Below are 18,035 nucleotides of genomic sequence, written 5' to 3'. Positions count from 1 at the left end.
GGCGAGGAGGCAAGCCCCCTCGCCACAACAGCCCGTTAGCCACAACTGCCCGGCAGCCACAAGATCAAACCTGCAATCCCGGCACGACCCAGCACTAATGCGCACACCCCATGGAATTTCTACGCTGATCATCAGCCCAATCCGCTAGTCTTGCTCATTCCCGGAACGGAGCCGCCCATGTTCGAATCTGCCGAAATCGGTCACGCCATCGACAAAGAAACCTACGAAGCCGAATTGCCGGCCCTGCGCGAAGCCTTGCTTGAGGCGCAGTACGAACTGCTGCAGCAGCAACGCTTCCCGGTGATCATCCTGATCAATGGCATCGAGGGCGCCGGCAAGGGCGAAACGGTCAAACTGCTCAACGAATGGATGGACCCGCGCCTGATCGAGGTCCGCACGTTCGACCAGCAAACCGACGAAGAACTGGCGCGACCACCGGCCTGGCGTTACTGGCGCATGCTGCCGGCCAAGGGCCGCATGGGGATTTTTTTCGGCAACTGGTACAGCCAGATGCTTCAGGGCCGCGTCCATGGTTTGTTCAAGAACGCCGTGCTCGACCAAGCGATCAACCAGTCCGAGCGTTTCGAAAAAATGCTCTGCGACGAAGGCGCGTTGATCTTCAAGTTCTGGTTCCACCTCTCGAAAAAACAAATGAAGGCGCGACTCAAAGCCCTCGCCGACGACTCGCTGCACAGTTGGCGCATCAGCCCGCTGGACTGGCAGCAGTCGCAGACTTACGACAAATTCGTCAAATATGGCGAGCGCGTATTGCGCCGCACCAGTCGCGACTATGCTCCGTGGCATGTGATCGAAGGGGTAGATGCCAATTACCGCAGTCTGGTGGTCGGGCAGATTCTGCTCGAAGGCCTGCAAAACGCGCTCAAACGGGCCAAGGTTCACCCGGAAAAGGTCAATGCTGCGCCGTTGCCGATTCATGTCGATCAACTGAATCTGCTCGACAGCCTCGACATGACCCTGCGCCTGGACAAGGACGATTACGAAGAACAGCTGATTACCGAACAGGCGCGCTTCTCAGGATTGATGCGCGACAAGCGCATGCGCCAACACGCGCTGGTCGCGGTGTTTGAAGGCAATGATGCGGCGGGCAAGGGCGGGGCGATTCGGCGAGTCGCGGCGGCGCTCGATCCACGCCAATACAGCATCGTGCCGATTGCCGCGCCCACTGAAGAAGAACGCGCGCAACCGTATCTGTGGCGTTTCTGGCGACACATTCCGGCCAAGGGCAAATTCACCGTGTTCGACCGTTCGTGGTACGGCCGGGTGCTGGTTGAACGCGTCGAAGGTTTCTGCCCGCCGGCGGACTGGCTGCGCGCCTACAGCGAAATCAACGATTTTGAAGAGCAGATCGGCGATTCCAATGTGATCGTGGTCAAGTTCTGGTTGGCCATCGACAAGCAAACCCAACTCGAGCGTTTCCAGGCGCGCGAAGAAATCCCTTTCAAGCGCTTCAAGATCACCGAAGACGACTGGCGCAACCGCGACAAGTGGGACGCTTATCGCGCGGCGGTCGGCGACATGGTTGATCGCACCAGCACCGAAGTATCGCCATGGACCCTGATCGAAGCCAATGACAAGCGCTGGGCGCGGGTCAAAGTGTTGCGCACGATCAACCAGGCGCTGGAAGAGGCATTCGACAAGGCTGATAAAAAACGCAAGAAGCACAAGAAGTAAGTCGATGGTTACGCATACGCGGGGTGAATGATTGTCGCGGTGGGTCATGCGCTGGACTTATGCTCGGTCCACTCTCAACCGACAACAACAATCAACATCAATGAGGTATGCCATGCGTGAAGTGGTGATCGTCGACAGCGTGCGGACCGGCTTGGCCAAATCCTTTCGCGGCAAGTTCAACCAGACCCGTCCGGACGACATGGCGGCCCATTGCGTGAATGCGCTGCTGACGCGCAACGCCATCGACCCGGCGAGCGTCGAGGATTGCATCGTCGGCGCCGGCTCCAACGAAGGCGCGCAGGGCTACAACATCGGGCGCAACGTCGCGGTGCTCTCGCGTCTGGGCATCGGCACCGCCGGCATGACCCTCAACCGTTTCTGCTCCTCGGGCCTGCAAGCCATTGCCATTGCGGCGAACCAGATTGCCTCCGGTTGCAGCGACATCATCGTTGCCGGTGGCGTCGAGTCGATCAGCCTGACGATGAAAAGCGTCAACACCGATAACCTGATCAATCCGTTGCTCAAAGAGCAGGTGCCGGGCATCTACTTCCCGATGGGCCAGACCGCCGAAATCGTTGCCCGGCGTTACAACGTCAGCCGCGAAGAGCAAGACCTCTATGCGCTGCAGAGCCAGCAACGCACCGCGCAGGCGCAGGCCGACGGCTTGTTTGACGATGAAATTGTCTCGATGGCGGTCAAGTATCGGGTCGAAGACAAGGCGACTGGCCAGGTGCAGATCCTCGACGGTATCGTTGATCGCGACGACTGCAACCGCCCGGACACCACACTGCAAAGCCTCGCCGGGCTGAAACCGGTGTTCGCCGAAGACGGTTCTGTGACCGCTGGCAACTCGTCGCAACTGTCCGACGGCGCCTCGATGACGCTGGTGATGAGCCTGGAGAAAGCCCTGGAATTGGGTTTGAAACCAAAAGCATTCTTCCGCGGTTTCACCGTCGCCGGTTGCGCTCCGGACGAGATGGGCATCGGCCCGGTGTTCTCGGTGCCAAAACTGCTGAAGGCCAAAGGCTTGCAGGTGGCTGATATCGACTTGTGGGAACTCAACGAAGCGTTTGCGTCGCAGTGCCTGTACAGCCGCAATCGCCTGGAAATCGACAACGCCAAATACAACGTCAACGGTGGCTCGATTTCCATCGGCCACCCGTTCGGCATGACCGGGTCGCGGCAGGTCGGGCACTTGGTGCGTGAACTGCAACGGCGCAATCTGCGTTATGGCGTGGTGACCATGTGCGTGGGCGGCGGGATGGGGGCTACGGGGTTGTTTGAGGCGGTGCGCTGATCGGCAATTGTTGTGGTCCGGTAGGCCGCCATCGCGAGCAAGCTCCGCTGCCACATTGGATCTGTGTCGCACATCAGATCCCTGTGGCAGCGAGCTTGCTCGCGATGCAGTCGCCACGGTCTAGCGGTTGGCCGTTGATTCCTGCATCCGCTCGATATAAGCCTGAATCCCTTTCGCCGCCACTTCAGCATTCTCGAACGGCCCTTCAAGGGTGTTTTCCCGAGTACTGAAATACAACTCCCCGTTCACCCGACACAAACGGTCACTGCGAAAGTGCGTGGCGGGGGCCGGGTCCTGGGCGCGCATGCCGTACATGGCCATCTCCTGTGGGCGTTGGTTATGGGCGGATCCACTGAGCGTAGAACTTAAGGCCTGGTGCCGCCCGCCGACCTGATCGACGGCATCTGACCTTGCGACCTGCACAGTTTCATTTGCGTCAGCGCGTAACTGTGCCTGTGTTGTGCCAAAAGCTGCGCCTAGAATGGCGACTCTTGCCAATCGGCGTTGGAGTCAGCATGCACATTTCATCGGGTCGCTGGGTTTATGGATTGTTCCTCGCGTTACTGACGGCGCTGCTGTGGGGCATTTTGCCGATCAAGCTCAAGCAAGTGCTGCAAGTGATGGACCCGGTGACGGTGACCTGGTTTCGTTTAACTGTTTCTGGCGGTTGCCTGTTCCTGTACCTCGCCGCCACCAGGCGTTTGCCGAGCCGCAAAGTGCTCGGCCCCAAGGGTGGCTGGCTGGTGCTGATGGCGGTGCTCGGGCTGGTAGGCAATTACGTGTTGTACCTTATGGGCCTCAACCTGCTGAGCCCCGGCACGGCGCAACTGGTGGTGCAAATGGGCCCGATCATGTTGCTGATCGCCAGCCTGTTTGTGTTCAAGGAGCGTTTCAGCGTAGGACAGGGGATCGGCCTGCTGGTGCTGCTGATCGGTTTCGGGTTGTTCTTCAATCAGCGTCTCGCGGAATTGCTCACCTCCCTGACCGATTACACCGCTGGCGTGTTGCTGGTTTTGCTCGCGTCCACGGTTTGGACCTTCTACGCGTTGGGGCAGAAGCAATTGCTGACGGTGTGGAATTCGTTGCAGGTGATGATGGTGATTTACCTGTTCTGCGCACTGCTGCTGACGCCGTGGGTGCACCCGCTCGAAGCACTGAGCCTGAGCCCGTTGCAGGGTTGGTTGCTGCTGGCGTGCTGCATGAACACTTTGATCGCCTATGGCGCGTTCGCCGAAGCGCTGGCGCATTGGGAAGCGTCGCGGGTCAGTGCGACGTTGGCGATTACGCCGTTGGTGACGTTTGTCGCGGTGGCCATCGCGGCGTGGGCCTGGCCGGAATACGTGCATGCCGAGACCATCAATGGCCTGGGATATGGCGGGGCAGTGCTGGTGGTGCTCGGTTCGGCGCTGGTCGCGCTGGGGCCTTCACTAATTGCGGGGCTCAAGGCTCGGAAAGCCCGAGTTGTGGTCGGCTGAAGATGTTCAGTGTCGCCAATCGCGAGCAAGCTCGCGATTGGCGGCGTGACAGTCACCGTAAATCTCAGCCCTTGGCGCCCGCTTCGAGCATATTCTCCGGCCGCACCCACGCATCAAACTGCTCGTCAGTCAGATAACCCAACTGCAACGCTGCTTCACGCAAGGTCAGACCTTCGCTGTAAGCCTTCTTGGCGATTTCCGCCGACTTGTCATAGCCGATGTGCGGATTCAACGCCGTCACCAGCATCAAACCCTGCTCCAGGTGCTCAGCCATTTTCCCGGCATCCGGTTCCAGACCGGCGATGCAATGTTGTTGGAAGTTGCTGCAACCGTCGGCCAGCAGCCGAATCGACTGCAGCAGGTTGTGGATGATCACCGGTTTGAACACGTTCAATTGCAGATGACCCTGACTCGCGGCGAAACCGATTGTCACGTCATTGCCCAGCACCTGACACGCCAGCATCGACAGCGCTTCGCACTGCGTTGGGTTGACCTTGCCGGGCATGATCGAACTGCCCGGCTCATTCGCCGGCAGTTTCACCTCGGCAAAACCGGCGCGCGGCCCGGAACCGAGCAAGCGCAGGTCGTTGGCGATTTTCATCAGGGTCACGGCGAGGGTTTTCAGCGCGCCGGACAACGTCGTCAGCGGCTCGTGGCCGGCGAGGGCGGCGAACTTGTTCGGCGCGGTGACGAATGGCAGGCCCGACAACGCGGCCAGTTCGGCAGCAATAGCCTCGCCAAAACCGTGCGGCGAATTCAGCCCGGTGCCCACCGCAGTGCCGCCCTGAGCCAATTCACAGACTTGCGGCAAGGCGCTGCGGATCGCCCGTTCGGCGTAATCCAGCTGCGCAATAAATGCCGAAATCTCCTGGCCGAAGGTGATCGGCGTCGCGTCCATCATGTGCGTGCGCCCGGTTTTCACCAGTTTCATGTGGCGCGCCGACAGCTCGGCGAGGCCACCGGACAATTCGCTGATCGCCGGCAGCAAGCTGTGCTGCACCGCTTGCACGGTGGCGATGTGCATGGCGGTGGGGAAACAGTCGTTGGAGCTTTGCGAACGGTTGACGTGGTCGTTCGGGTGCACCGGCGACTTGCCGCCACGCGCATTGCCGGCCAGTTCGTTGGCACGACCGGCGATCACTTCATTGACGTTCATGTTGCTTTGCGTGCCGCTGCCGGTCTGCCAGACCACCAGCGGGAATTGGTCGTCGTGGCTGCCTGCGAGCACTTCGTCGGCGGCTTGTTCGATCAGCCGGGCGATGTCGGCGGGCAAGTCGCCATTGCGGTCGTTGACGCGCGCGGCGGCTTTCTTGATCAGGGCCAGAGCGTGCAGCACCGGCAGGGGCATGCGTTCCTCACCGATGGCGAAGTTGACCAGCGAACGTTGAGTCTGTGCGCCCCAGTAGGCCTCCTCGGGGACGTCAACTTCACCAAGGCTGTCGGTTTCGATACGGCTCATCGGTCACACTCCTGTAGGTCTGATTGCGCAGTTTAGGCCGTGTTCGGCGCTTGTGGTTCCATCAGTCTGTTTTCTGACCGCTGGGCCTTACAAATCAAGCCCTGTAAGGCTTGGGGGTTGAGCCATGGCGTTTTTTAGGCGCAGAATGGTCGCCCTTGGGGTTTTACCTCGCCTGCTAGAAAAGGAAACTCGATGACTCGTCTTCGTGCCATCTGTACCGCGGTTGCACTGGTTTGCGCCAGCGGCCAGGTTTTTGCCGATACCGCCAGCCACAACGCCAGTGCCGAAGCTTTCCTGACCCTGGCGCACGCTGACAAATTGGGCACTCCGGTGTACATGCAAGTGCAGCAAATGTTCGCTCAACGCTTTGAGCAGACCAAAGCTCCGGCGTCGAAAAAAGCCCTGCTGGAAACCTACCAGGCCAAGGCCAACGCCGCGCTGGACCAAGCCATTGGCTGGAACAAGCTGAAGCCGGACATGGTCAAGCTGTACACCACCAACTTCAGCGAGTCCGAGCTCAAGGACCTGGTGGCTTTCTACCAGTCGCCACTGGGCAAGAAAGTCCTCGAAAAAATGCCGCAGCTGACTCAGCAATCGGCGCAGATGACCCAGGCCAAGCTTGAAAGCGCGGTCCCTGTGGTCAACAAACTGCTGGCCGACATGACTGCCGAGCTGGAGCCTAAAGGCGCCGCCGCTCCAGCCAAGAAAAAGCCTTAAGCGGAGTTCGGTATGAGCATGCAACAACGCATCGAATCGACGCTCGGGCTGCTGCAGCCCGAGCACCTGCAAGTGCTCGATGAAAGCCACATGCACAGTCGCGGGTTGCAGACGCACTTCAAAGCGGTGGTCGTCAGCCAGCAGTTCGAAGGCCTCAATCGCGTCAAGCGCCACCAGAAAGTCTATGGAACGCTGGGCGAACTGATGGGCGAGTTTCATGCGTTGGCGCTGCATACCTACACGCCGGAAGAATGGGTACAGATCGAAACGGCCCCGGCCTCACCGACCTGTGCTGGCGGCAGCAAGCACTGATGATCTGCCCCTTGTAGGAGCGAGGCTTGCCCGCGAAGGCGTCCTCAAGATCGCCTTCGCGGGCAAGCCTCGCTCCTACAGAAGCGTTTATTTTTGTTAGACTGCCCGACGCGCCGCTTACCCGGCGCGTTTTTTTTCGCATCCGGTTCACCCCTTACGAGGGTAGCCACCTGGAGAATCACCCATGACACAACAGATTGTCGTGGCGGCACTGTATAAGTTCGTCACTTTGGAAAACTACGTCGAGATGCGCGAGCCATTGCTGCAAGCGATGGTCGACAACGGCATCAAAGGCACCTTGCTGATTGCCGAAGAAGGCATCAACGGCACCGTTTCCGGCAGCCGCGAAGGCATTGACGGGCTGATGGCCTGGCTCAAGAACGACCCGCGCATGGACGACATCGACCACAAAGAGTCGTACTGCGAAGACCAGCCGTTCTACCGCACCAAAGTCAAACTGAAGAAAGAAATCGTCACCCTCGGCGTCGAAGGCGTGGACCCGAACAAAACCGTCGGCACCTATGTCGATCCGCAAAACTGGAACGCCTTGATCAGCGATCCGGAAGTGCTGTTGATCGACACCCGCAACGACTACGAAGTGGCGATCGGCACCTTCGAAGGCGCCATCGATCCGAAAACCACCAGTTTTCGCGAATTCCCCGACTACATCAAAGAACACTTCGACCCGGCCGTGCACAAGAAAGTCGCGATGTTCTGCACCGGCGGCATTCGTTGCGAAAAGGCGTCGAGCTACATGCTCAGCCAGGGTTTCGACGAGGTCTATCACCTCAAGGGCGGCATTCTCAAGTACCTCGAAGAAGTGCCGCAGGAAGAAACCAAATGGCAGGGCGACTGCTTCGTGTTCGACAACCGCGTGACCGTGCGCCATGACTTGAGCGAAGGCGACTACGATCAATGTCATGCATGTCGTACGCCGATCAGCGCCGAAGACCGCGCATCCGAGCACTACGTGGCTGGCATCAGTTGCCCGCATTGCTGGGATAAGCTGAGCGAGAAAACCCGTCGCAGTGCCATCGACCGGCAGAAGCAGATCGAACTGGCCAAGGCGCGCAACCTGCCGCACCCGATTGGTTACAACTACAAGCAAACCCCTTCCGAGGCTTGAATCCATGTCTGCCCGCCGCCTGCTCTACGTGATGGACCCGATGTGTTCATGGTGCTGGGGCTTCGCGCCAGTGGCCGAAGCGCTGGTCGAACAGGCGCAGGCAGCGGGGGTGGAATTGCACTTGGTGGTCGGCGGCTTGCGCACCGGCAGCGGCTCGGCGCTGGAGCCGACCACTCGGCGCTACATTCTTGAGCACTGGCAAGCGGTCACCGAGGCCACCGGCCAGCCGTTCAAACGCGAGGGCGCATTGCCCGACGGTTTTGTCTACGACACCGAACCGGCGTGCCGCGCCGTGGTGACCGCGCGCAGTCTGGCGCCCGATTGCGCGTGGAAACTGCTCGGGCTGATCCAGCACGCTTTTTACGCCGAAGGTCGCGACGTCACCCACGCCAGTGTGTTGGTGGAACTGGCCGAGCAGGCTGGCGTGCCGCGCATCGAGTTCGCCGCCGCGTTCGACCGCGCCGACCAACACGCCGCCACCGCCGCCGATTTCACCTGGGTGCAGGACTTGGGCATCGCCGGTTTCCCGACCTTGCTCGCCGAGCGCGATGGCCAACTGGCATTGCTGACCAATGGCTACCAACCCTTGAGCGAACTGTCGCCGCTGCTCGGCCGCTGGCTGGAGCGCGCTGCCTGTGCCTGATGTGCCCGACGATGTGCCTAATGGCTTGCCCGATGATGCGGCGGCGCCCAAGCGTGTTGATCGACTGAGCTGGGCGGAAATCCGCCGACTGGCCTTGCAGCACAAAAAAGCCCTGTGGATCGCCAACGGGGTCGCCGTGCTGGCGACTTTGTGCAGCGTGCCGATCCCGCTATTGCTGCCGTTGCTGGTAGACGAAGTGCTGCTCGGTCACGGCGATTCGGCGCTGCAAGTCATGAACCACGCCTTGCCCGACGCCTGGCAGAAAGCCGCCGGTTACATCGGTTTGATGTTGCTGGTGACCTTCGTCCTGCGCTGCGGCGCGTTGCTGTTCAACGTGGTGCAGGCAAAACTGTTTGCCGGGCTGGCCAAGGACATCGTCTACCGCATCCGCATTCGCCTGATCGAGCGGCTCAAGCGGATTTCCCTCGGCGAATACGAAAGCCTCGGCAGCGGTACGGTGACCACCCATCTGGTTACCGACCTCGATACGCTGGACAAATTTGTCGGCGAAACCCTCAGTCGTTTCCTCGTGGCGATGCTGACGCTGGTCGGCACCGCGAGCATTCTGGTGTGGATGCACTGGAAACTGGCGCTGCTGATCATGCTGTTCAACCCGTTGGTGATCTACGCCACGGTGCAGTTGGGCAAACGCGTCAAACACCTGAAGAAACTCGAGAACGACAGCACCTCGCGTTTCACTCAGGCCCTCACCGAAACCCTCGATTCGATTCAGGAGGTACGCGCCGGTAACCGTCAGGGGTTTTTCCTCGGGCGCCTCGGCCAGCGTGCCCGCGAAGTGCGCGATTACGCGGTGACCTCGCAGTGGAAAACCGACGCATCGAACCGCGCCAGTGGCCTGCTGTTCCAGTTCGGTATCGATATCTTTCGCGCGGCAGCGATGCTCACCGTGCTGTTTTCCGACCTGTCGATCGGCCAAATGCTCGCGGTGTTCAGCTATCTGTGGTTCATGATCGGCCCGGTCGAGCAGTTGCTGAATCTGCAATACGCGTTTTATGCCGCTGGCGGCGCGCTGTCGCGGATCAACGAACTGCTCGCGCGTGCCGATGAGCCGCAATACCCCGGCGGCATTGACCCGTTTCAGGGACGCGAAACCGTCGGCATCGACATTCAGGGTTTGAGTTTCAGCTATGGCGACGATCTGGTTCTGGACCAGATGCACCTGAGCATTGCGCCCGGTGAAAAAGTCGCAATCGTCGGCGCCAGTGGCGGCGGCAAAAGTACCTTGGTGCAATTGCTCCTGGGCTTGTACACGCCGCTGGCCGGGACCATTCGTTTCGGCGGTTCGACCCAGGAAGAAATCGGTTTGGCCACGGTGCGCGAGAACGTTGCCGTGGTGTTGCAGCATCCGGCGCTGTTCAACGACACCGTGCGCGCCAACCTGACCATGGGCCGCGAACGCAGCGACGAAGCCTGTTGGCAGGCACTGGAAATCGCCCAGTTGGATGGCACCGTACGCGGCTTGCCGCAAGGGCTGGACAGTGTCGTCGGCCGTTCCGGCGTGCGCCTGTCCGGTGGCCAGCGTCAACGGCTGGCGATTGCGCGGATGGTGTTGGCCCAGCCGAAAGTGGTGATTCTCGACGAAGCCACCTCCGCGCTGGACGCCGCCACCGAGTACAACCTGCACCAGGCGCTGGCACGTTTTCTCCATGGCCGCACGACGTTGATCATTGCCCATCGCTTGTCGGCGGTTAAGCAGGCGGACCGGGTACTGGTGTTCGACGGCGGGCGCGTGGCCGAGGACGGCGATCACCAGCAATTGATCGCCGACGGTGGTTTGTACGCCAAGCTTTACGGGCATTTGCAGCGCCTGTAACTCAGCCTCACCGCCTCATCTGCGCCACAACACCTGCAGCGCATTCTGCCCGCCGTCGTAGCCAAACTCCTTGATCACCACCGAACAACTGCCACACGGCGGCATGGTCGTGGCGATGCTCACGGATTTGATCATGGCGCGCTCGGGGTATTTTTCGCGAATCGCGCTGATCAATTTGGCTTCGCTGTCCAGTGACGTCGGGCGCGCGGACATTTGCGGATGATAGGTTTCAATGTTCTTGATGGTCAGCGGCACCGCCAGCAGCTTGCCTTCGGCGGTCAGGTTCAGCGCGGTGCGGACCGGCGTCTGGCCGACATCGGTATTGAAATAAGTCGTGCCGTTGATAGTCATCTGGTCTGGGTGGAAGGGCGGTCGGAATACCGGCAGATAACCGGTCAAGCCCTGCGCGCCGGAGACGCTGACGTAGACCTCGCGGGCGCCGCTCGCCGTTTCCACTTCGGCGTAAGCAATGTTTCTCGCGCGTACACGACGCAGGCCATAAGGCAGGATTCTTTGAAAATCCTCCATCACCGCGTTGATTTTCAGGTTGCTGTCGGCTCTTACCTGCACGGTTTCCCTGACAAACAGCGTGTCGAAAATCTCTGCGGTGCGCTGGCGAAAAACTTCCGGCGCTTCCTTGCTGCGTGACCATGACGTCGCGCCTTCTGGCAAGGTGCTGACGATCATGCGCGTGGAATGGTCAAACAACACCGCTTCGCCCGGGCTGGTCTGCACCGAGAGCAATTTCAGCGTATCGGGCGGATTGGCATGACCGCCGATGGGAATCGCGATCTCTTCCATGGTTTTCAGCGCCCGGTCTACCGCGTCGACGCCATGGATGCGCGCGATGTTGTTGGCATTCAGCGAGCCGATGTACACCTGTTTCAGTTCATCAATCAGCTCGGCCGGCAATGTCTCGGCCCTCTTCAGGGTCAGCAGTTCATGGGCCATTTGTCCCTTGAGGCGCTCGGCAACATAAAAGTCGCCGGCATTCAGGCGAGTGAAAACGTAGTGCCGGGAGCCGTCGCTGGCCTCGACCACAATCGCCCCGACCCGCAGGTTATCCACCAGCGGCTGCCCCGGCACCGGCAAGCTGACCATCACCCGGCCAAACATGCCCTGATTGAATTCCAGCGACGCTTGCAGGGTCGCGTTCCTGGCAATGTGCGAGGCCTCCATGGGTGGGCGGTTAGTCGCCGGGGTGTAGAGGATGTCGCCAAACCACGGGGCCCAGGCGCGGGTTTCGTCGTAGTCGCCAACGGCCAGCGTCGGTGCCGGATCGCGTGTCACGTAACGTGTCTCGCAGACCCCGGATTGCGGCGCGCGGCGCAGGTGGCACGGCTGAGCCATCAAGCCATCGTGGTCAATCAGGTCCGCGCGGTGCAGGTGGTCGTCATCGAGACGATAAGGCGCGTTATCGATCAGCAAGGTGGTTCGGCCATCGACTTCGAGCAGTTCGCGAACTCGCGCGGTTTTCGGCACATCGAAGACAACGTGACGGTCAGTCTTTTGCAACGCTGTGTAACGCGAGCGGCCCGGCGACAGATCGCCGGATTGGGTCGGTAATGTCGGACCGTACAGCTTGGACGACAGCGGATCGATCAGGCGGAAGTCGGATTTGCCCGACGCGGCGAGATTGCGCACCGGCACGTCGTCGATGCCTTTTACGCGGGCCAGTTGATCGCCGGCCGTCTGCGGTTTCCAATGGCTGATGTCGGCCATCTGCGGGTGACTGTGCACCAGATCGTACTGGCTTGTGCGTCCCAATAACTGCATGAGTCGGGAGCGATTGGCACGGCTGGCTCTGTTCACGGCATTGCCCAAACCGGTCAGCAGCGACACCGGGCCGTCCAGCGGATTGACATTGCCCGCCAGCGAAACCAGCAACTCCATGGTCAGTAACTTGAACGACGGCAATGGTGCTCGCAGTGCCTGCTGGCCGGCGCGGGTAATCAGGCGTACCGAACCCGACGCGTATTTGCCGATCGGCAGCGCGAATGACAGTGAGTCGGCGAACAATCCGAAAGCGCCCTGAATCCAACGCGTCTTGTCGTTTGACGCGAGGTCGTCGAGGCTGCCCCAAAAAGGCACGAGCGACTTCGCCAGTTCGAGTGCTTTTTTATACCAGTCGGCCCGGCGCTCGGGTTCGGTCTGGCCGTAAGCGGCGTCGCGCAGGGTTTTCGGGTCGATGAATAACAGCTGGGAAGCAATCGCCTGGCCGATATCGACGATGCGTTGCGCGGTCAGCGTCTGGGCGACGCGCAGCGGGTTTTCTTCGGTGTCCGTGGTGGCGGCGAGCGTGTCGCCCAATTGTTCGATGATTGCCTGGCAACGCGCGTTGGCTGAGGGAGCGCTGCCGGTGGCGTGTGCTTGCCAGTCGAACGGCAAGTCGCTGTGACGGCGAACATCGACCGAAACATTCAGCGACTTTCTCAGCGACCAACGCTCAGTCGTGAGACCGCCAGTCAACCATTCAGGGTCCAGTTTGCCGAGGCAGCGAATCACCCCAGCCTTGGGCAACAATTCGTAGTGAGTGATCCGGCTCGCGTAGTCAGCCTCGAGGATCAGCCCGTAGCGAGCCCGCAGCGGCAAGATCTTTTCCGCCGTTTCGTGCTGGGCCTCGACGCCGCTGGTTTGTTTTCTGAGGCTGAAGATCCGCACGTCGCCCAGTTGCAGCGCGAGGCGATCTGAATTGGGCAAGGATGCAATCAGGCTGGTGATCAGGGTTTGGTAGGCGCCGGTGGTGCGCTGCAAATAATCGGCGAACTCGGTCTCGAACAGCGCCTTCACGTCCGGCATTTTCGCGCGTGGTGAGATAACCAGTGGATGGCCGCCGAAGGATTTTCCTGACGCGGGCCAAGCGGCTTCGGTTTTGATCGTGCGTTGTTGGTCAATCCGAATCCATTGTTTGCCCACGGTCGCGCCATCGCCGTCGGTGACGAACCAGGTGTCGTGGCGATCAAACAGACCAGACGCCAATACATCGAGAAAGGAATACACGTCGTAATCCTTGCCTTTGAGGTAGGGCACATCAAGCAGACGAGGAATGTGGCGGCCAATCTTCCTCGCAAGCTTGCGGCCGTCCGAAAGGAACGCCACTTTGCCGAAGATCTTTTCCATTTCTCTTTGTGCAATGTTCAAACGCTGCACGGGTGCTTCATTCAGTTGCTTGACGGCTTTGTCGATGTCAGCGGTATGTTTGTCCAACTGGGCCAGCGCTGTTTCAACGTTGTCATGCGAGAACTGTTCGCCAGGTTTGGCGGTAATCACCGCGTAGGTTTCGGCCCAGTCCAGGGTTGGTTGAAGTTTGGCCTGGGCGATGTCTGCTGTTCGGTCTTCGGTAGTACTTTCCGCCATTGCAATTGGCAGGTTGACGAGTTGCTGGAACGTCAGACTTTCGAGCAATCGATGATCAATGAATTTGATCAAGTTCACCCCTGTCACAAAGTTGACCCAAACGATCGAACTTCTGTAAGAAAGATCTTCAGGGATATCCCGCACACGAAATTCGGCAGGCCATTGCCGCAGGAATAACCGCGCAATCACCACAGCCTCTTTCTCGGTGGCGGCGCGGTGGGTGGTTATAAGGTGTTGTTCAAATTCGTGGCGAATAGTCTGATAACTTTTTCCCCAGTTTGTCTGCGCCTGCCAGGCATAGCCGGCAATCGTCGAGGAGTTTTCAGCACTGGGTTTACTGAGCCAAAGTTGCAACGCCTGGGCGACCAGTTGTGTGCGAACTATTGGTGAAGTCTCTTCGCCGGGCTCGGCCCCGTACCAACTCATGGTGGTTAACAGCAGTGCGCTCAAACGTTGCGCTTCGGCGCTGTGCAAAATCTTTTGCAGATAAACAGTGGGCGTGGCCCGAACTTGCTCCAGCGTTGCGTCGCCAAGCACCTCGCTGGCCAGCCAGGTCAGCGGCGAGGTATGGCTTGGCGGGATAAACGACGTCACGGTTTCGATTATTTCCTTGCGGACAATCTCGGCGTGCACCTGTTGTATATCGACTTTGCCCGGCTGCGCAGATTTTCGCCGACTGGCGCGAAACGCGGCGCGATCCTTGTCGGTGGGCCGCCGTCTGAGCGCGAGGATATCGAAGTCATCTTCAAGTCGCAGATCATGGCTGGCGATTCTTTCCTGCACATGCTGGATCGCGCCGCGGTGCTGTTGCGCGTGTCCGGGCGTCCAGGGCGCGAAGGCATAGAACCGGCACATTCTTTCCAGGCTGATCATCTGATTGGAATTGATCTGCCCGCCCAATAACAACGCGGCGCGTTCGATTCGTGGTTTCAGCGCTTGCCAACTCGCCTGCTCGGTCAATGGCAGGGCGACTTTGCTGCCATCCTCCGTCCAGCCTCGGTACACATAGGCGGCGTTTTCGAACGTAACGCTCAGGTCACCCTGTTTTATTTGCCGGCGGTGGCACATGTCGATGTAACGTCTGTCGCGCAGCAGGTTCCACAGCGCATTCAAGCCATCCTCGCTGACCCGACGTAACGGTGAGAATGGCCCGATGGTGATCAGGTTGGAGAGGTGCACCACGCCGGGCGGCTCGTTCATGGCCGCGAGCATCAATCGATAGTCTTGCAACTGGCCGGTATGCAGTTGCGCTTCGGTGGGGAAAGTGGGCGGGAACAGGCCACTGGGAGTGAGGGTTTGCATGAGCGTCCTTGTCTTGATCGGCGGTTGCGTAGTTGGCGAAGGGATTGGCGTCAATTACAAATGATCGGGCGCAGGCGCTGGCGTTACATAGTTATCGCTTCAAGGGATATCGAGTTGGAATTTTCACGCGGCGTTGTTGACCAAGTTTTGCCCCATCTGCGTTAAAAAACCGTCATTTATGGGGAACTGTCCACATCGCGAGACGGCACTTCCTTGCGGGGAATGCGAACGCCTCCTAGTCTTGCGACAGTGGTCGGATCTGGATGATGATCAGGCAGTACCTATGCAAGGGACCTCATGAAGCCAAACCGGACTCTCGGAACGCCGCGATTGTTGGGCATCGTCTGGCCGTTTATTGCCGTCGTGCTGTTCCAGGCGTTGCTGGGTGGCGTCAGCCTTTATGTGCTGTCGGCCGTTCGCGGCTATGTCGCCGGTGAAAGCCTGTGGTCCAAGGGCCAGAAAGACGCGATCTATTACCTCAACCTCTACGCCGACAGCCGCGACGAGGCGATCTACCTCAAATACCAGACTGCGCTGGCCGTGCCGCAGGGCGGGCATGAGTTGCGCCTGGCGCTGGACAAGCAACCGCCGGACCTGGAAGCCGCGCGGGTGGGCATTCTCAAGGGCGGCAATCATCCTGACGACGTCGCCAGCCTGATCTGGCTGTACCTCAACTTCCGGCATTTCAGTTATTTGGAGAAAGCCATCGACCGCTGGACGGTCGGCGATGCGTACTTGGTGCAACTGGACAACGTCGCGCAGCAAATGCACCAACGCGTCCTGAATGACCAGGCCAGCGCCGCCGATATCCAGCGCTGGAAAGCGCAGATTTTCGCCATCAATGACGCCGTCACCCCGGCCGCCCGGGCCTTCAGCGATGCGCTGGGCGAAGGGTCGCGGTTGATTCTGCGTTTGTTGCTGGTGACCAACCTGGCCACCGCGCTGGGGCTGATCGTGCTGGCGTTGCTGCGCACGCACAAATTGCTCGCGCAACGCCACGCCTTCGCCGACGCGCTGCAACTGGAAAAAGAACGCGCGCAAATTACCCTGCAATCCATCGGCGACGGCGTGATTACCACCGATGTCGACGGCGCGATTGCCTATATGAACCCGGCCGCCGAGGCGCTGACGCACTGGAAAGCCGAACAGGCGACCGGTCTGCCATTGGCGGCGCTGTTCAATCTGCTCGACGAGAATGCGCAGACTGACGGCTTTACGTTGATCGAGCGGATTTTGAGCGGCCAGCTCAGCGGCGGCAGCGAGCATTCAAAATTGCTCCAGCGCCTCGACGGCAGCACGGTTTCGGTGACCCTGGTGGGCGCGCCGATCAGCAACGCCGGCAAGGTCAGCGGCACGGTGCTGGTGCTGCACGACATGACGCAGGAGCGGCAATACATCGCCAATCTGTCGTGGCAAGCGACGCACGACGCTTTGACCGGGCTGGCCAACCGCCGCGAGTTCGAATATCGCCTGGAGCAGGCGCTGCACAATCTGACGCGCCAGAGCGGGCGCCACTCGTTGATGTTCCTCGACCTCGATCAGTTCAAGCTGGTCAACGACACCAGCGGCCATGCGGCGGGAGACGAGTTGTTGCGACATATCTGCGCGTTGCTGCAATCGGATCTGCGCGAAGGTGACACCCTGGCACGGCTGGGCGGCGACGAGTTCGGCATTTTGCTGGAGAATTGCGCGCCGGAAGCCGCAGAGAAAATCGCCGAAGTGCTGCGCCAGACCGTGCAAAACCTGCACTTTGTGTGGAAGGGCCGGCCATTCCTGACCACTGTGAGCATCGGCCTGGTGCATGTGGCGCAAACCCCGACCACCCTCGAAGCCTCGCTGCGCGCCGCCGATATGGCTTGTTACATGGCCAAGGAAAAGGGCCGCAACCGGGTTCAGGTCTACCACGCCGACGATTCGGAACTGTCGATGCGCTTCGGCGAAATGGCTTGGGTGCAGCGCTTGCACATGGCGCTGGAAGAGAACCGATTCTGTTTATACGCCCAGGAAATTGCCCCGTTGGGGCATACCGAGAAGGCTGGCGGACATATAGAAATACTCTTGCGCCTGCATGACGAAGCCGGGCGCATGATACTTCCCGACAGTTTTATTCCCGCCGCTGAACGTTATGGTTTGATGACATCGCTGGATCGTTGGGTTGTCGAGAATGTATTCAAGATCATCGCACAATGTATAGCGCAACAACATAAGGCGCCGTTAGCCATGTGTGCGATTAATCTGTCAGGCATTACTATCGGAGATGAGGCGTTCTTACACTTCTTGCGTGAGCAGTTTGTTAAGTACGCTATTCCTCCTGAAATGATTTGTTTTGAAATCACAGAAACCAGCGCTATTGCGAATTTAGCGAGTGCAATCAGATTTATTAATGAACTCAAAGGTTTAGGCTGCCACTTTTCACTGGATGACTTTTGCGCCGGAATGTCTTCATTCGCTTACTTGAAACATTTACCTGTAGACTTCCTGAAGATCGACGGGAGTTTCGTTAAGGACATGTTGGACGACCCGATTAACCGGGCAATGGTCGAAGTGATTAACCATATCGGCCATGTCATGGGTAAGCGCACTATTGCCGAGTTTGTCGAGACACCACAGATCGAGCAGGCACTGCTCGAGATCGGTGTTGATTACGCCCAAGGGTATGTAATCGAACGCCCGCAATTGTTTACCTGTGACAGTTTGCTAAGTCGTCCGGCCAGACCGCAACCGCTGTTGTTCAAGGCGCCTGGCACGTTTCGTTGAACATCTCTCGTTGATCTGACAATCACAATCAAAAGGAGCCGAACAGTGATCGATACATTCAACC

Annotated in this window: 12 protein-coding genes; 9 read left to right on the top strand and 3 right to left on the bottom strand. The window is 59.5% G+C overall.

Features of this window, described 5'->3' with window-relative positions; translation table 11 throughout:
• Window positions 1–177: 177 nt before the first annotated feature.
• Both pap and FBY12_RS24080 read left to right on the top strand, forming a co-directional pair.
• Window positions 178–1,692 (top strand): polyphosphate:AMP phosphotransferase, encoded by a 1,515-nt coding sequence (gene pap / locus FBY12_RS24085; protein ID WP_145256522.1) that lies wholly within the window; start codon window positions 178–180, stop codon window positions 1,690–1,692.
• A 112-nt stretch (window positions 1,693–1,804) separates the two neighbouring features.
• Window positions 1,805–2,989 carry a thiolase family protein gene (locus FBY12_RS24080; RefSeq protein ID WP_145256519.1) on the top strand — a complete coding sequence of 395 codons (1,185 nt, stop codon included), beginning with the start codon at window positions 1,805–1,807 and terminating at the stop codon, window positions 2,987–2,989.
• Between the two features lie 120 nt (window positions 2,990–3,109).
• On the opposite strand, the gene FBY12_RS24075 is transcribed toward FBY12_RS24080, so the two are convergent.
• Complete coding sequence (locus tag FBY12_RS24075; RefSeq protein ID WP_145256516.1) at window positions 3,110–3,304, bottom strand: DUF6316 family protein; 195 nt, start codon at window positions 3,302–3,304, stop codon at window positions 3,110–3,112.
• A gap of 200 nt (window positions 3,305–3,504) precedes the next feature.
• On the opposite strand from FBY12_RS24075, the gene FBY12_RS24070 reads away from it, so the two are divergent.
• Window positions 3,505–4,464, top strand: a complete 960-nt coding sequence (locus FBY12_RS24070; RefSeq protein WP_101208495.1) for a DMT family transporter — start codon at window positions 3,505–3,507, stop codon at window positions 4,462–4,464.
• A 64-nt stretch (window positions 4,465–4,528) separates the two neighbouring features.
• On the opposite strand, the gene FBY12_RS24065 is transcribed toward FBY12_RS24070, so the two are convergent.
• Window positions 4,529–5,923 carry a class II fumarate hydratase gene (locus FBY12_RS24065; RefSeq protein ID WP_145256513.1) on the bottom strand — a complete coding sequence of 465 codons (1,395 nt, stop codon included), beginning with the start codon at window positions 5,921–5,923 and terminating at the stop codon, window positions 4,529–4,531.
• Between the two features lie 192 nt (window positions 5,924–6,115).
• On the opposite strand from FBY12_RS24065, the gene FBY12_RS24060 reads away from it, so the two are divergent.
• From FBY12_RS24060 to FBY12_RS24040, 5 genes are all read left to right on the top strand, one after another.
• Window positions 6,116–6,640, top strand: a complete 525-nt coding sequence (locus tag FBY12_RS24060; protein WP_092279375.1) for a DUF2059 domain-containing protein — start codon at window positions 6,116–6,118, stop codon at window positions 6,638–6,640.
• 12 nt (window positions 6,641–6,652) lie between these two features.
• Window positions 6,653–6,952, top strand: a complete 300-nt coding sequence (locus FBY12_RS24055) for a BolA family transcriptional regulator (protein WP_145256511.1) — start codon at window positions 6,653–6,655, stop codon at window positions 6,950–6,952.
• A gap of 184 nt (window positions 6,953–7,136) precedes the next feature.
• Entirely contained in the window at window positions 7,137–8,078 is a 942-nt protein-coding gene (locus tag FBY12_RS24050) for a rhodanese-related sulfurtransferase (RefSeq protein WP_121731547.1), read from the top strand.
• Between the two features lie 40 nt (window positions 8,079–8,118).
• Window positions 8,119–8,721, top strand: coding sequence for a DsbA family protein (locus FBY12_RS24045; RefSeq protein ID WP_178076591.1), 603 nt, complete (start codon window positions 8,119–8,121; stop codon window positions 8,719–8,721).
• A 25-nt stretch (window positions 8,722–8,746) separates the two neighbouring features.
• Window positions 8,747–10,555: an ABC transporter ATP-binding protein gene (locus tag FBY12_RS24040; RefSeq protein ID WP_121731553.1), complete on the top strand. Its 1,809-nt coding sequence runs from the start codon at window positions 8,747–8,749 to the stop codon at window positions 10,553–10,555.
• A 15-nt stretch (window positions 10,556–10,570) separates the two neighbouring features.
• Here FBY12_RS24040 and FBY12_RS24035 read toward each other — a convergent pair whose 3' ends face one another.
• Window positions 10,571–15,214 carry a hypothetical protein gene (locus FBY12_RS24035; protein WP_145256508.1) on the bottom strand — a complete coding sequence of 1,548 codons (4,644 nt, stop codon included), beginning with the start codon at window positions 15,212–15,214 and terminating at the stop codon, window positions 10,571–10,573.
• Window positions 15,215–15,511: 297 nt separating this feature from the next.
• On the opposite strand from FBY12_RS24035, the gene FBY12_RS24030 reads away from it, so the two are divergent.
• Window positions 15,512–17,971 (top strand): EAL domain-containing protein, encoded by a 2,460-nt coding sequence (locus FBY12_RS24030; protein ID WP_145256504.1) that lies wholly within the window; start codon window positions 15,512–15,514, stop codon window positions 17,969–17,971.
• Window positions 17,972–18,035 lie beyond the last annotated feature (64 nt).

Origin of the sequence: Pseudomonas sp. SJZ131, from assembly GCF_007828705.1 — a bacterium.
Taxonomy (GTDB): Bacteria; Pseudomonadota; Gammaproteobacteria; order Pseudomonadales; family Pseudomonadaceae; genus Aquipseudomonas; species Aquipseudomonas prosekii.
This window is presented reverse-complemented; position numbering and strand designations above follow the sequence as displayed.

Coding starts and splice junctions, on each gene's coding strand:
- FBY12_RS24075 (WP_145256516.1), bottom strand. CDS start 3,304: ATGTACGGCATGCGCGCCCAGGACCCGGCCCCCGCCACGCACTTTCGC.
- FBY12_RS24065 (WP_145256513.1), bottom strand. CDS start 5,923: ATGAGCCGTATCGAAACCGACAGCCTTGGTGAAGTTGACGTCCCCGAG.
- FBY12_RS24070 (WP_101208495.1), top strand. CDS start 3,505: ATGCACATTTCATCGGGTCGCTGGGTTTATGGATTGTTCCTCGCGTTA.
- FBY12_RS24050 (WP_121731547.1), top strand. CDS start 7,137: ATGACACAACAGATTGTCGTGGCGGCACTGTATAAGTTCGTCACTTTG.
- pap (WP_145256522.1), top strand. CDS start 178: ATGTTCGAATCTGCCGAAATCGGTCACGCCATCGACAAAGAAACCTAC.
- FBY12_RS24060 (WP_092279375.1), top strand. CDS start 6,116: ATGACTCGTCTTCGTGCCATCTGTACCGCGGTTGCACTGGTTTGCGCC.
- FBY12_RS24045 (WP_178076591.1), top strand. CDS start 8,119: ATGTGTTCATGGTGCTGGGGCTTCGCGCCAGTGGCCGAAGCGCTGGTC.
- FBY12_RS24055 (WP_145256511.1), top strand. CDS start 6,653: ATGAGCATGCAACAACGCATCGAATCGACGCTCGGGCTGCTGCAGCCC.
- FBY12_RS24030 (WP_145256504.1), top strand. CDS start 15,512: ATGAAGCCAAACCGGACTCTCGGAACGCCGCGATTGTTGGGCATCGTC.
- FBY12_RS24080 (WP_145256519.1), top strand. CDS start 1,805: ATGCGTGAAGTGGTGATCGTCGACAGCGTGCGGACCGGCTTGGCCAAA.
- FBY12_RS24035 (WP_145256508.1), bottom strand. CDS start 15,214: ATGCAAACCCTCACTCCCAGTGGCCTGTTCCCGCCCACTTTCCCCACC.